Genomic DNA, 12,179 nt, shown 5'->3' with positions numbered 1-12,179 from the left:
CAGCATGTGGAGCCTTGAGACCCTGGGCCGAGTGCGCCTGTCCCGGCATTTTTTCATGCGTGACTTCCTGTATTCCGAAATCGGTAATTTCCACGAAGAGCAGAACCTGCCAGAAATCCCGGACCTGGCCATCGAGACTGGCCGGGCATTTTGCCAGACCCTGTTGGACCCGCTGGAAGAAACATTTGGCCGTTTGGCCGTTCGGTCGGGATACCGGTCGCCGTCTCTGAACAGATTCGGGAACGAAAACCGGCTGAATTGCGCGCGGAACGACCATCCGTTGGAGTGCCACATCTGGGATCGTGGAACCGGGGATGCCAGAATAGCCGGGGCGTCCATCGTCATTCCATGGTTTGCGGATCAATATGACACAGGGCGGGACTGGCGCGATCTGGCCTGGTGGATGCATGATCATCTGGATTATTCGGAGATCTGGTTTTTTCCGAAACTGTGCGCCTTTAACCTGGTTTGGCGACCAAAGCCGCAAAGGCGGATCGACAGTTACATCGCGCCACGCGGATGTCTGTTGCGGCCCGGTGCAGAGCCAGAAGAAGATGCCGAAACACGACGCGGGCGTTACAGTGATTTCCCCGGGTTCCGGGCCATCCGATACCCCTGAATAACAGCTTGTCGGCCACTTGCAAAACTTCCATCCTGAAAGAAACGGAGACGCCGGGATTGGCGGAAGGGTGGAGGCCCCGCGTGATCGAGCCGCTGGTATTCTTGCCTGGATTGATGTGCGACGCTCGGCTGTTTCAGTCGCAAATAACTGTCCTGTCGCAAGAGCGTGCGGTGACCGTGGCCCCGATCTCGACCGGTGAGCGGATTGAGGAGATAGCCTCTTCGCTTCTGGATGTGTTGCCTCGGTGTTTTGCGCTGGCAGGGTTCAGCATGGGCGGCGTCGTTGCGCTTGAGGTTATACGCCGCGCGCCCGAGCGAGTCTCGCGCCTGTGTCTGATGTCGACCGATGCGCAGGCGGACACCCCGCAATTGGCCGCAGCTCGCGAGGATCTGATAGTGGGTGCGCAGGCCGGGCGACTTGAAGACATCATGCGCGATGTCATCGGTTCGGATGCGCTGGCCCCGGGACCCAACCGTATCCCGATTCTGAAGGAACTTCTGACGATGGCTGTAGAATTGGGTCCTGACCTGTTTGTGCGCCAGATGCGCGCCCTTCAGCGCCGCCCGGATCAGCAGGGTGCATTGCGGCGGATCAATGTCCCGACGCTGATCCTGTGTGGGGTGCATGATACGCTGACACCGGTGCGAAAACATGCCTTTATGACCGAGCTCATTCCGAATGCCGAGTTGCAGGTGATTGACGACGCCGGGCATGTGCCAATGCTGGAATCGCCGCAGGCCGTAACGGATGCACTGCAGTGCTGGCTTTCACGTCCGGCGCGGATCAGTCACATATGACGCTGATTGGAAAAAGGCGGCCCGCCTGAAATTAAGGATCAGGCCACTTTGTTCTTGTTTGCGGCCGTGCGTTGCGGTTTGCGGCTGTTGGCGTTCATGAAGTCGATCACCAGGGGCCGGATATTGTCGCGCCAGCTGCGCCCGGCAAAGATGCCGTAGTGACCGGCCCCGGGTTCGACATGGCTGGCCTTCTTGCCGTCCGGCAAACCGGTGCACAGGTCCAGTGCCGCAATGCACTGGCCGGGGGCCGAGATGTCGTCATTGGCCCCTTCAACGGATTTGACCGCGACATCTGTGATTTTCCCGATATCCACCTTGTGGCCGGCCACAATGAACTCATTTCGGGCAATTTCGCGGTTCTTGAAAACACGTTCTACAGTGGACAGGTAGAATTCGGCCGTCATGTCCATGACTGCGAGGTATTCATCATAGAACCGGTTATGGGCGTCGTGGTCTGAGGCTTCGTTGCGCATAACTCGCTGAATCTGATCCGAAAACGCCTTGGAGTGACGATCCGCGTTCATCGACATGAACGACGCCAGTTGCAACAGGCCGGGATAGACCATGCGGCCGACGCCCTTGTATTTGAAACCGACGCGCTGGATCATTGTCTCTTCCAGCTGGCCCATTGTCACCCTGCGCCCGAAATCGGTAACTTCGGTCGGGGTGGCATCCGGATCGACCGGGCCGCCGATCAGCGTCAGTGTGCTGGGCTGCGCCTTCGGATCATGTTCCGCCAGATAGGCTGTTGCGGCCAGTGTCAGCGGCGCGGGCTGACACACGGCAACAACATGTGTGTCCGGACCCAGTTCCTTCATGAAATCGACAAGGTAAAGCGTGTAATCCTCGACATCGAATTTGCCTTCGGACACCGGGATATCACGCGCGTTATGCCAATCGGTTATGTAGACTTCGCAATTTACAAGCAGGCTCTTGACGGTCGAGCGCAACAGAGTGGCGTAGTGCCCGGACATCGGCGCCACCAGCAGAACCTTGCGCGGCTGTTCTTCGCGACCGTTGACCCGAAAATGGATCAGATCGCCAAAAGGGCGTTCGACAACGGTTGTGATGTCGACAAGGTGGTCCTTGCCATCTTCGCAGGTGAAGGTCCGAATACCCCAATCCGGCTTGACGACCATGCGCTGAAACGTCCGTTCGGTAACCTCTCCCCAGGCAGCCATCATGCTGAACGCAGGGCTCGGGGCCATTGCGAAAAGCGGATAAGAGGCCATGGCGCTGGCGGTTGCGCCCAACCATTGGTTGGTATTGCGCATGGTTTCCATCAGGTCATACGTCATCATATAGCGCATGTATTCGGGCCTCCTGAGTATTATCCTGAGATTTCGGACCATTCGCCGCTTTGCGCTACGCGTTCACGACGTTATTCTGCATAGCAGCGACGTTAGGGGGGAATCCTTATAATGACAACTACCGAAGACAATACGCCGGACCTGTCGGACGAACATATTGAACGTCTTAAGGAAAATTTGTCCAAAGTCGAAGACCTCTCGAAACGGCTTGTCGAAGTGATGGCTGGAAAAAAGTCGCACACCCCCGCCCTGGATGGTCCGAATCAAGAGCTTTTTGCAAAAGCAGCAACGGCCTATTGGGCCGAAGCGATGCAGAACCCGGCCAAGCTGCTTGAGCATCAGATCGAGTTCTGGGGCAAGTCTGTTCTGAACTTTGCCGAAGCTCAGCAGGTATTGTCAAAAGGTGAGCCTGATACAGAAGACAAACTGCCCGAAGACCGGCGGTTTTCTAACCCGATGTGGGAGAACAACCCCTATTTCCGCTTTATCCGTCAACAGTATCAGACCAATGCCGAAGCGATCGCGCAAGCCGTAGCCTCGGTTGAAGACCTTGAAGACAAGGACAAGCGCAGACTGGCCTACTTCTCTCGTCAGATCATCGACATGATGGCTCCGACCAACTTTCTGGCTACCAACCCGGACGCACTCGAGAAAGCCATCGAAACCGACGGACAGTCGCTGATCCAGGGGTTGGAGAACCTGGTTGCAGATCTTGAGGCCAACGACGGCGAACTTGTGGTTCGGCTGGCGGATGAGAGCGCGTTTGAGATCGGTGGAAACATCGCGACCACGCCCGGCGATGTGGTGTTTCGCAACCGCATGATGGAGCTTATCCAGTACAAGCCATCGACCGAAACAGTCCATGAAACGCCCATTGTCCTGTTCCCGCCCTGGATCAACAAGTTTTATATCCTGGACCTGAAAGCGCAGAACAGCCTGATCAAGTGGGTGACAGAGCAGGGCTATACCCTGTTTGTCGTCAGTTGGGTCAACGCAGACAGTTCACATGCCGATATCGGACTTGAGGACTATATCGAAGAAGGGTTTCTGGCCGCGATCGAAGAGGCCAAGAATATCTGCAAGGTCAAACAGGTAAACGCCGTGGGCTATTGCATTGCCGGCACTACGCTTAGCCTGACGCTTTCGCTGTTGAAGAAACGTGGTGATAAATCGGTCAAATCGGCCACGTTCTTTACAACGCTGACCGATTTCGGAGAGCAGGGCGAGTTCACGCCTTTCCTGCAGAACGATTTTGTGGACGGGATCGAGGATCAGGTGTCAAAGGATGGCATCCTAAAGGCCTGGATTATCGGACGCACAATGTCCTTCCTGCGGTCGCGGGATCTGATCTACACACCTGCAATCCGCAGCTACATGATGGGTGAAACACCGCCGGCATTCGATTTGCTGTATTGGAACGGAGACGGCGCAAACCTGCCGGGCCGAATGGCAATCCAATACCTGCGCGGGCTTTGTCAGAACAATGAATTTGTTACTGATGGGTTCAAACTGCTGGGCGAAAATCTGCATATCAGCGACGTGGATGTCCCGTTGATGGCCATCACGTGCGAGACGGACCACATAGCAGCCTGGAAGGATTGTTATCGCGGTGTTCAGCAGATGGGATCGCGCTCGAAAGCCTTTGTTGTTTCGGAATCCGGTCATATTGCCGGAATTGTGAACCCGCCCAGCAAGAAGAAATACGGGCACTATACGAACCCGGACCTGAAGACGGACGCGGACACCTGGTTGAAAGAAGCGGATTTTCACGAAGGATCCTGGTGGCCGATGTGGGAAGCCTGGCTAAAAAAGCGGTCTGGCAAACAGATACCGGCCCGCGAAACGGGCGATTCGAAACATCCGAGCCTGTGTCCGGCCCCAGGGACCTATGTTCTGGTCAAGGCAAATCGCTGATTTCATTCTGAAACTAAATTTTTTCTGCATCGCAGCAAAAAGAACTTGAAATGCTGCGATGCAGAAAGCATATTGTCCTCAAGCTGACGAACGCCGGGGTGGGCCCGGTCCAGCAAAGAGGATTAAGACAATGGCAAAGACTCAGGATTTTACCGCCGTCATGAAAGACATGATGGGTGCATTCCCGGTTGACACAACCGCACTGGAAGACGCGTTCAAATCGACCGCTTCGCTGAACGAAAAGCTGTCGGGCGTTGCTCTGGAAGCTGCTGAAAAATCGGCAGAAATCTCCAGCAAATGGACCAAAGACACTCTGGCCAAACTGACCGAAATGTCGAAAGCAAAGGCAGAGCCTGCCGACTACGCAAAAGCCGCAACCGATTTCGCCAGCGCTTCGGCTGAAGTTGCTGCTGAAAACATGGCTGCTTTCGCTGAAATCGCCAAGAAACTGCAGAGCGAAACCGTCGAACTGCTGATGGCTGCCGGCAAAGAAGCTGCTGAAGAAGCAAGCTCGGCTGTCAAGAAAGCCACCAACGACGTGACTGCTGCGGCCAAAAAGGCAACCGCTGCCAAGTAAGAACGTCCGCGAGGCGCACCCTCTCCTCCCATTTGGTGCCATCGCGCTGGGCAGGTCGATTGACCTGCCCTTTCTTTTTGTGCTGCACTCGCATAACCTGTGCTGCAACGCATCATCCTTGGGGAGGGTAAAGGGTGTCGGACCAAGAAAAACCGTTATTGATCAAGCGCTATGCCAGTCGCCGGCTGTATAACACCGAGACCAGCGACTACGTAACACTTGAAGATATTGCCGGATTTATCCGGGATGGCCGCGAAGTTCAGATAATCGACCTGAAATCCGGGGACGACCTGACGCGGCAATACCTGCTGCAAATCATCGCTGAACATGAAAGCCGGGGTGAAAACGTTCTGCCGGTAAACGTGCTGAACGATCTTGTGCGCAGCTACATGGTGCCCGGTGGGGGCATGATGCCGCAATTTCTGCAAAGCTCGTTCGAAATGCTGCGCGAAAGCCAAAGCAAGATGATGGAAAACATGAACGCCATGAACCCCATGAGCAACATGCCAGGGTTTGAGGCGATGCAGGCGCAGCAGCAGGCTTTCCTGAAGGCGATGACCAGCGGATTGTCGGGCGGGTGGTCGGCGCCGACCCAGGACGACGAGGCGAAGGAAGAGCCTAAAGAAGACCTGGATGAGATCAAAAAGCAGCTGGCTGAGCTGCAGAAAAAACTATCCAAGCTGAACTGAGGGTGAAGACCCGAAGCTAACAAGGCCCGCCAGAGGCGGGCCTTTTGATTTTCAGGTTCCAAAAGCCATGGCTGGCGCGGTCACGTCACCGACCGAAGCCAGCAAGATATCCGCAATCACATCCAGTTCTTCACGGGTCAGGCGCACGGGCAGACGAACATCGCAAGCTTTCATCAGCATTGCGCGGGTTTCCGGCAGATCGAACGTTTCCGGCAAGAACTGCCAGTTCCAGAACGCGCGTGCGTTGTCCTCGCTCAGGCCAAAAACCTGCACTTTCACACCGCGAGACTCTGCTGCGGTTGCAAAGGCGCGGATCTCGTCCTCGTTCATGCCGACAAGGTTGAACTGAATTGAATCCGGTGCGCGCTTTTCAGGATCAAGCGGGGCGGGCACGGAAATGTTGGGTGACGTGTTGAGGCGGTCCGCCACGTAGTCGTGATTTGCCAGACCGTCCCGGACACGACGGGCCAGTTCCGGAATTTGCGGGCGGATAACGGCGGCGCTGAGGTTGCTCATGCGCAGGTTGTATAGCGGCAACCGGTTCTGCCAGCGTGCAAAGGCCAGTTCCAACTCGGGCGAGTTATCGCCATGCGGGGTTTTATGCTTTTTCCAGTTATGCTCATAGGCACCCGACATGATAACGGCCTGCGCCACCAGATCGGCATCATCGGTGATCAGAATACCGCCTTCGCCCGCGTTGATCATCTTGTAGGACTGGAACGAGAAACAGCCCATCTTGCCGATCGTTCCGATGTTGCGACCGTGCCAGGTGGTGCCAAGCGAGTGGGCCGCATCCTCGATTACAGGGATGTCGCGGGCATCGCACAGCTCCATAATGGCATCCATATCCGAGGTATGGCCGCGCATGTGGCTGATGATGACCGCCTGAACGCCGTCCAGCTTGGCCTCAAAATCCTTTAGATCGATGCGGTAGTTTTCTCCAACCTCGCACAGGACAGGGACGCAGTCGGCATGAACGATGGAAGATGGCACTGCGGCAAAGGTGAAGCCGGGTATCAGCACCCGCGCGTCCCGTGGCAAACCCAGCGCCTTAAGGGACAGGAACAGTGCGGCCGAGCAGGATGAAACCGCCAAGGCGTATTTGGATCCCAAAAGCGCGGCAAATTCCGCCTCTAGCAGTGCGACGGGTGAATCCTGGGGTGCTGTGTAGCGAAACAGGTCACCGGATTGCATCAGCGCATCAATCGCTTCGCGCGCGGCTGCGGGGATGGGTTCGGCTTCGTGAACATTGGGTGGCAGCGACATATTTGGTTTTCCTGAATTCTAACTTTCGTAAATATAAATTCACAACGCCAGCAAGCCAAGAGCGTAATCGCCCGTCGGCGAAATTTCACCAAATTGTCGCAAGTTTAGTCGGTCGTGACCCCCAGATCAGACTAAAGGCCCAGACGGTCGCGCAAGGCGAACCACGTCATGGCAAGAACCAGCAGCGGGCTACGAAGGGCAGGGCCGCCGGGAAACGGTTGGGCGGGAACGCGCGCCATCGTATCGAAGCCTTCGGCCTGTCCCTGAATGGCCAGAGCCATCAGCTGACCAGCGTGGGTGGCCGTGCCGACGCCGTGACCTGAGTAGCCGGAGGCAGACAGGATATTCGGGGCAAGGCGCGCCAGATAAGGCATTCGACGCATTGTAATGGCCAGTGTTCCGCCCCAGGCGTAATCGATCCTGACATCTTTCAGATGCGGGAAGATCTCGACCATAGGTTTGCGGACTTTTGCTGCAATATCAGTGGGAAAGCGATAGCCATAGCTTTCGCCGCCGCCAAACAAAAGGCGGCCATCCGCGCTGAGCCGGAAATAGTTCACAACGAATTTTGTGTCGGCAACAGCCACATCCCGCGTCAGGACGCGCGCGGCGTCGTCTCCCAGCGGTTCGGTGGCCGCTATGAAATTGTTGATGGGCATGACACGTTCGGCAACCTTGCGATTCAGATCACCGAGATAGCCATTACAGGCCAGTATGACGTGGTCAGCCTTGACTGTTCCCTGTGCCGTCCGAAGACTTACGCCATTACCATCCGAGATATTCAGGACTTCGGTCCCCTCGTGGATACGAACACCCGCTTTTCGGGCCGCCTGCGCAAGTCCCAAGGCATAGTTCAGGGGGTGCAGATGCGCTGCCCCCATATCAAGATACCCGCCCTGATAGGTCGGAGAAGGGCAGAGCGTATGGCCCGCATCGCGGTCCAGCAACTGTATCTCGTCATACCCATACCGCTTGGACAGGTGTTCCGCATGAGAATGCAGTCCGGCTCGATCTGATTTGCTTAGACCCAAATTGGCGATGCCGGGCTTCAGGTCGCATTGAATCTTGTGTTTGGAGATCAGGGACTTGACCAGATCCTTGGCGTCTTCGGCAAGATCCCAAAGCTTGGCGGCGTCATCATCGCCAACCAGGCGCTCCAGATCTTCCTGATCCATTCGCTGCGCGCTGCCCAACTGGCCGCCGTTGCGCCCCGAGGCACCAAAGCCAACGCGATGCGCTTCCAGCAGAACGACGTCAAATCCGACTTCAGCCAGATGCAGCGCTGCCGACAGGCCGGTGTATCCGCCGCCGACAACACAGACATCCGCGGTGCAATCGCCGGTCAGGGCAGGGCTAGGATCAGCCGCATGTGCGGTCGCGGCATACCAACTGGGCGGGTATTCCGCCTTGCGGTCATTGGAATAGAGCAGGTTCATCGCGTAAGTACCTTAGACGTTCAGCAGAAGATGCTCGCGCTCCCACGGGGAAATCACCTGCAGAAATTCTTCGTATTCCGCCCGTTTGACGATGCTGTAGACGCGGGCGAATTCCGGTCCCAGAACCTCGTGCAGGGCTGTGGCCTCGTCAAACAGATCCAGCGCACTGCCCATGACTTGCGGGATGTCACCGTCGCCTTCATAGGCGTCGCCGTAGAACTGGCGCCGGGGCCTTTCCTGTTGTGTCAGTCCCAGATACCCACAAGCCAGAGACAGGGCGATGCCCAGATATGGGTTGCAATCCATACCTGCGATGCGGTTCTCAACGCGACGCGCTTCGGGGCTGGACAGCGGAACACGGATGCCCGTCGTCCGATTGTCACGCGCCCATTCCAGGTTGATCGGGGCGGCGTGGTCCTTCACATAACGGCGATAGGAATTCACATAAGGTGCCATGACGGCCAGACCGGCCGGCAGGTGGTTCTGCAATCCGGCGATGTAATGATAGAACGCGTCCGTCTCGCCCCCCTGCGGCCCGGAAAAGATGTTCTGACCGGTTTCGATATCAATGATCGAGTGGTGGATATGCATCGCCGAGCCCGGTTCGTCCTCGATGGGTTTGGCCATGAAGGTCGCAAAGCAGTTGTGACGCAGGGCTGCCTCTCGGATCAGGCGTTTGAAGTAGAAAACCTCATCGGCCAGTTTCACGGGGCTGCCGTGGCGCAGGTTGATCTCTAGCTGGCCCGCGCCGCCTTCTTGCGTGATGCCGTCGATTTCGAATCCCTGATGTTCGGCAAAGTCATAGATGTCGTCGATCACGGGGCCGAACTCGTCCACCGCAGTCATCGAATATGCCTGCCGCGCTGCAGCCGGACGGCCCGAACGGCCCATCATCGGCTTGATTTCCTGCGCCGGATCGACGTTGGGGGCGACCAGAAAGAACTCCATCTCGGGTGCGACGACCGGCTTCCAGCCCCGGTCATGATAAAGCTGCACGACGCGTTTCAGTACATTGCGCGGGCTGTACGGGATCGGATTGTCGTCCCGGTCATAGGCGTCATGGATAACCTGTAGCGTCCAGTCACCCGTCCAGGGCGCCGCCGAAGCGGTCGAGAAATCCGGCTTGAGGATCATGTCGCGTTCGATGAAGCCATCTTCGCCCGCTGCCTCGCCCCAGTCACCCGTGATCGTCTGATAGAAGATACTGTCGGGCAGATGAAAATAGGATTGCTTGGCAAATTTTGATGCAGGCACGGCCTTGCCGCGGGCAATCCCCGGCAGATCCGAGATAATGCACTCGACCTCATCCAGACGTTGGCCTTCAATATACTCGCGCGCTGCCTCTGGCAGCTGATTTTTCCAGTCGGCCATCAGGCCCTCTCTTTCTTCAGGAATTCTGCCATCTGACGGCCAATTGCGGGATTATCGATCGGTCCGCGCGTGCGGTTGGCCGCATCCTGCAAAATGGGGTCCGGGACCACGCCTTTTCCGCGCGTCCTCATCAGGCCCTCGATAAAGTCATCGGAGTATTCGGGATGCGCCTGCACCGTCCAGATCGTGTCTCCGTAAGCGATCATTGCGTTGCGGCAGAACCCGTTCTGACCAACCACGCGTGCGCCTTCGGGCAACCGGGTTACCTGATCCTGATGCCAGGCGTTCAGAGAAACCGTCTGGCCGTCCAGTTCATAATCCGTGCGTCCGACAGCCCAGCCGCCCTGGAACTTTTCTACCGTTCCACCCAGCGCCTGGGCGATGATCTGGTGGCCAAAGCACACGCCGATCAGCGGCTTTCCGGAATTCTGGATTTCCCTGATCAGGTCCTCAAGCGGGGGTATCCACGGATGATCTTCGTAAGCGCCGTGACGCGATCCCGTGATGATCCAACCGTCAGCCTGAGAGACGTCCTTCGGGAACTGATTGTCGACCACCGGGAAGGTCACGAATTCGAAGTCATGACCATCCAGCAGGGCGCGAAACATCGCATCATATTCGCCGAAGTCGTCAGCCAGCTGTTCAGGGGCGTGGCCGGTAACTAGGATTCCGATTTTCATGATTCACCAAATTTGATCAAATTTTATTCTACGCGAGTCCTTGATCGCGGGCAAGGGGGTCATACGGCCTCGAGGTAACTGAGCCAGTGCGTCTCTGTCGCGCGCTCGGAAAACCGCGCGATCTCCTGCCGTTTTGTCATGACAAGATTGCGGATCAGTTCCGCGGGAAAGATCCGCCGGATCATCGGGTCGGCCTCGAACGCGGATATGGCCGAGGACCAGTCGCCAGCCAATTGCGGTAGCCCGGCAATTTCATAGGCATTTCCGGAAATCGGCGGGGGCGGCTTCAACCCGTCATCGATACCGGCCAATGCTGCCCCCAACACAGCTGTCAGCATCAGGTAGGGGTTGATGTCGCCACCAGCCACGCGATGTTCAATTCGACGTGCCACCGGCGCGCCGCCGGGAATACGGATGGCAGCGGTTCGGTTCTCATAAGCCCAGCTTGCCCTGGTTGGAGCGTGCGCCCCGGGCACGAGGCGCGTGTAGGAGTTTCCGTGAGGGGCAAAAACCAGCGTACTGCCCGGCATCGCGGCAAGACAGCCTGCAACAGCCGCGTGCAACTCGTGGCTGCCATCGGGGCCACCATTGTCAAACACATTGCGGCCCGATGAATCGACCACGGAAAAATGGACGTGCATCCCGTTGCCTGCGTCTTGCGGATAAAGTTTGGCCATGAAGGTCGCCGTAAAGCCGTGTTTGCGGGCCAGTCCACGGGTCAAGGCCTTGAACAGCCACGTGTCATCGGCGCAGCGCATGGCCTCCTGATGGTTCAGGTTGATCTCGAACTGGCCGATTCCGCTTTCGGAAATGGCGGTTTGGGCGGGGATGTCCATGGCCACGCAACCGTCATAGAGCTCGGTAAAGAACGCATCAAAGGCGTCCAGCTCCGCAAGGGACAGGACAGCCTCGTCGCACAATCTGCGACCCGTGACCGGATTGGCAGGCGCTCCGGGTTGTGATCCCGATGCATCAAGCAGCGTGAACTCTAGTTCAGTTGCCGCGATCACGGACCAGCCGCGCTTTGCATAGTCGGCCAGAACTGCGGCAAGCGCATGTCTGGGATCCCCTGCGTATGGCTCGGACTTGTCATTATATAATGACATCGGGACCAGCGCGGTTTCGGCATCAAGCCAGGGCATGGGAATCGGTCCGCGATCGGTCGGCAGAAGCATCCCATCGGCATCGCCGGATTCAAATACCAGCGGACTGCCTTCGATATCCGCGCCCCAAAGATCGACATTCAGCGCCGAAAACGGCATGCGGACCGCGCCTTTGTTCAGCTTTTCTGCGTAAGAGGACGGCACGCGCTTGCCGCGCATCTGACCGTTAAGGTCACAGGCAGCAACACGAAAACCGGGCAGGGCGCTCAGGTCCATTTTGGTCTCCAATACTCTCGTTTCCCGAGATGTAGTCGAGACCGCGCGTCTTGTCACGGAATTTGATCAAATTTTTCCTGTAGGCGGAGAAGGCTTTGAGTCCCGCGCCAACCAACGCTGGCGCGGGACCACAGGACG

At 57.2% G+C, this 12,179-nt stretch carries 11 protein-coding genes; 5 read left to right on the top strand and 6 right to left on the bottom strand.

Annotated elements, in window-relative coordinates; all coding sequences use genetic code 11:
• The first annotated feature begins 4 nt into the window (after positions 1-4).
• Positions 5-619 (top strand): hypothetical protein, encoded by a 615-nt coding sequence (locus ACR0JW_RS15770; protein ID WP_480714206.1) that lies wholly within the window; start codon positions 5-7, stop codon positions 617-619.
• 83 nt (positions 620-702) lie between these two features.
• Positions 703-1,419, top strand: coding sequence for an alpha/beta fold hydrolase (locus ACR0JW_RS15765; protein ID WP_170824849.1), 717 nt, complete (start codon positions 703-705; stop codon positions 1,417-1,419).
• A 38-nt stretch (positions 1,420-1,457) separates the two neighbouring features.
• Here ACR0JW_RS15765 and phaZ read toward each other — a convergent pair whose 3' ends face one another.
• The gene (gene phaZ / locus ACR0JW_RS15760; protein WP_170680357.1) at positions 1,458-2,729 is read right to left on the bottom strand and encodes a polyhydroxyalkanoate depolymerase; all 1,272 of its coding nucleotides are present in this window, start codon (positions 2,727-2,729) and stop codon (positions 1,458-1,460) included.
• A gap of 111 nt (positions 2,730-2,840) precedes the next feature.
• On the opposite strand from phaZ, the gene ACR0JW_RS15755 reads away from it, so the two are divergent.
• The 3 genes from ACR0JW_RS15755 to phaR all read left to right on the top strand — a co-directional run bounded on the left by ACR0JW_RS15755 (position 2,841) and on the right by phaR (position 5,909).
• Positions 2,841-4,643, top strand: coding sequence for a class I poly(R)-hydroxyalkanoic acid synthase (locus ACR0JW_RS15755; protein ID WP_170680355.1), 1,803 nt, complete (start codon positions 2,841-2,843; stop codon positions 4,641-4,643).
• A gap of 130 nt (positions 4,644-4,773) precedes the next feature.
• Complete coding sequence (locus tag ACR0JW_RS15750; RefSeq protein WP_170614642.1) at positions 4,774-5,220, top strand: phasin family protein; 447 nt, start codon at positions 4,774-4,776, stop codon at positions 5,218-5,220.
• A gap of 134 nt (positions 5,221-5,354) precedes the next feature.
• Complete coding sequence (phaR, locus tag ACR0JW_RS15745) at positions 5,355-5,909, top strand: polyhydroxyalkanoate synthesis repressor PhaR (RefSeq protein ID WP_170614643.1); 555 nt, start codon at positions 5,355-5,357, stop codon at positions 5,907-5,909.
• Between the two features lie 51 nt (positions 5,910-5,960).
• Here the strand turns inward: phaR and ACR0JW_RS15740 are convergent, their stop codons facing one another.
• The 5 genes from ACR0JW_RS15740 to ACR0JW_RS15720 all read right to left on the bottom strand — a co-directional run bounded on the left by ACR0JW_RS15740 (position 5,961) and on the right by ACR0JW_RS15720 (position 12,041).
• A complete protein-coding gene (locus ACR0JW_RS15740) occupies positions 5,961-7,175 on the bottom strand; it encodes an aminotransferase class I/II-fold pyridoxal phosphate-dependent enzyme (protein ID WP_170680353.1) in 1,215 nt (404 codons plus the stop codon).
• 131 nt (positions 7,176-7,306) lie between these two features.
• Entirely contained in the window at positions 7,307-8,611 is a 1,305-nt protein-coding gene (locus ACR0JW_RS15735) for an NAD(P)/FAD-dependent oxidoreductase (protein WP_170680351.1), read from the bottom strand.
• A gap of 12 nt (positions 8,612-8,623) precedes the next feature.
• Complete coding sequence (locus ACR0JW_RS15730) at positions 8,624-9,982, bottom strand: glutamine synthetase family protein (protein ID WP_170680349.1); 1,359 nt, start codon at positions 9,980-9,982, stop codon at positions 8,624-8,626.
• Positions 9,982-10,662, bottom strand: a complete 681-nt coding sequence (locus ACR0JW_RS15725) for a type 1 glutamine amidotransferase (RefSeq protein ID WP_170680347.1) — start codon at positions 10,660-10,662, stop codon at positions 9,982-9,984. Before ACR0JW_RS15725 ends, ACR0JW_RS15730 begins: the two co-directional genes overlap by 1 nt.
• A 59-nt stretch (positions 10,663-10,721) precedes the next feature.
• Positions 10,722-12,041, bottom strand: coding sequence for a glutamine synthetase family protein (locus tag ACR0JW_RS15720; protein WP_480714167.1), 1,320 nt, complete (start codon positions 12,039-12,041; stop codon positions 10,722-10,724).
• Positions 12,042-12,179: the final 138 nt, after the last annotated feature.

It is taken from the genome of Ruegeria sp. BG6 (assembly GCF_056538465.1).
This window is presented reverse-complemented; position numbering and strand designations above follow the sequence as displayed.

What these genes read in the sequence shown, in the direction of transcription:
- ACR0JW_RS15770 (WP_480714206.1), top strand. Translation starts at nt 5, where the DNA reads ATGTGGAGCCTTGAGACCCTGGGCCGAGTGCGCCTGTCCCGGCATTTT.
- phaZ (WP_170680357.1), bottom strand. Translation starts at nt 2,729, where the DNA reads ATGCGCTATATGATGACGTATGACCTGATGGAAACCATGCGCAATACC.
- ACR0JW_RS15755 (WP_170680355.1), top strand. Translation starts at nt 2,841, where the DNA reads ATGACAACTACCGAAGACAATACGCCGGACCTGTCGGACGAACATATT.
- ACR0JW_RS15750 (WP_170614642.1), top strand. Translation starts at nt 4,774, where the DNA reads ATGGCAAAGACTCAGGATTTTACCGCCGTCATGAAAGACATGATGGGT.
- ACR0JW_RS15740 (WP_170680353.1), bottom strand. Translation starts at nt 7,175, where the DNA reads ATGTCGCTGCCACCCAATGTTCACGAAGCCGAACCCATCCCCGCAGCC.
- ACR0JW_RS15735 (WP_170680351.1), bottom strand. Translation starts at nt 8,611, where the DNA reads ATGAACCTGCTCTATTCCAATGACCGCAAGGCGGAATACCCGCCCAGT.
- ACR0JW_RS15730 (WP_170680349.1), bottom strand. Translation starts at nt 9,982, where the DNA reads ATGGCCGACTGGAAAAATCAGCTGCCAGAGGCAGCGCGCGAGTATATT.
- ACR0JW_RS15725 (WP_170680347.1), bottom strand. Translation starts at nt 10,662, where the DNA reads ATGAAAATCGGAATCCTAGTTACCGGCCACGCCCCTGAACAGCTGGCT.
- ACR0JW_RS15720 (WP_480714167.1), bottom strand. Translation starts at nt 12,041, where the DNA reads ATGGACCTGAGCGCCCTGCCCGGTTTTCGTGTTGCTGCCTGTGACCTT.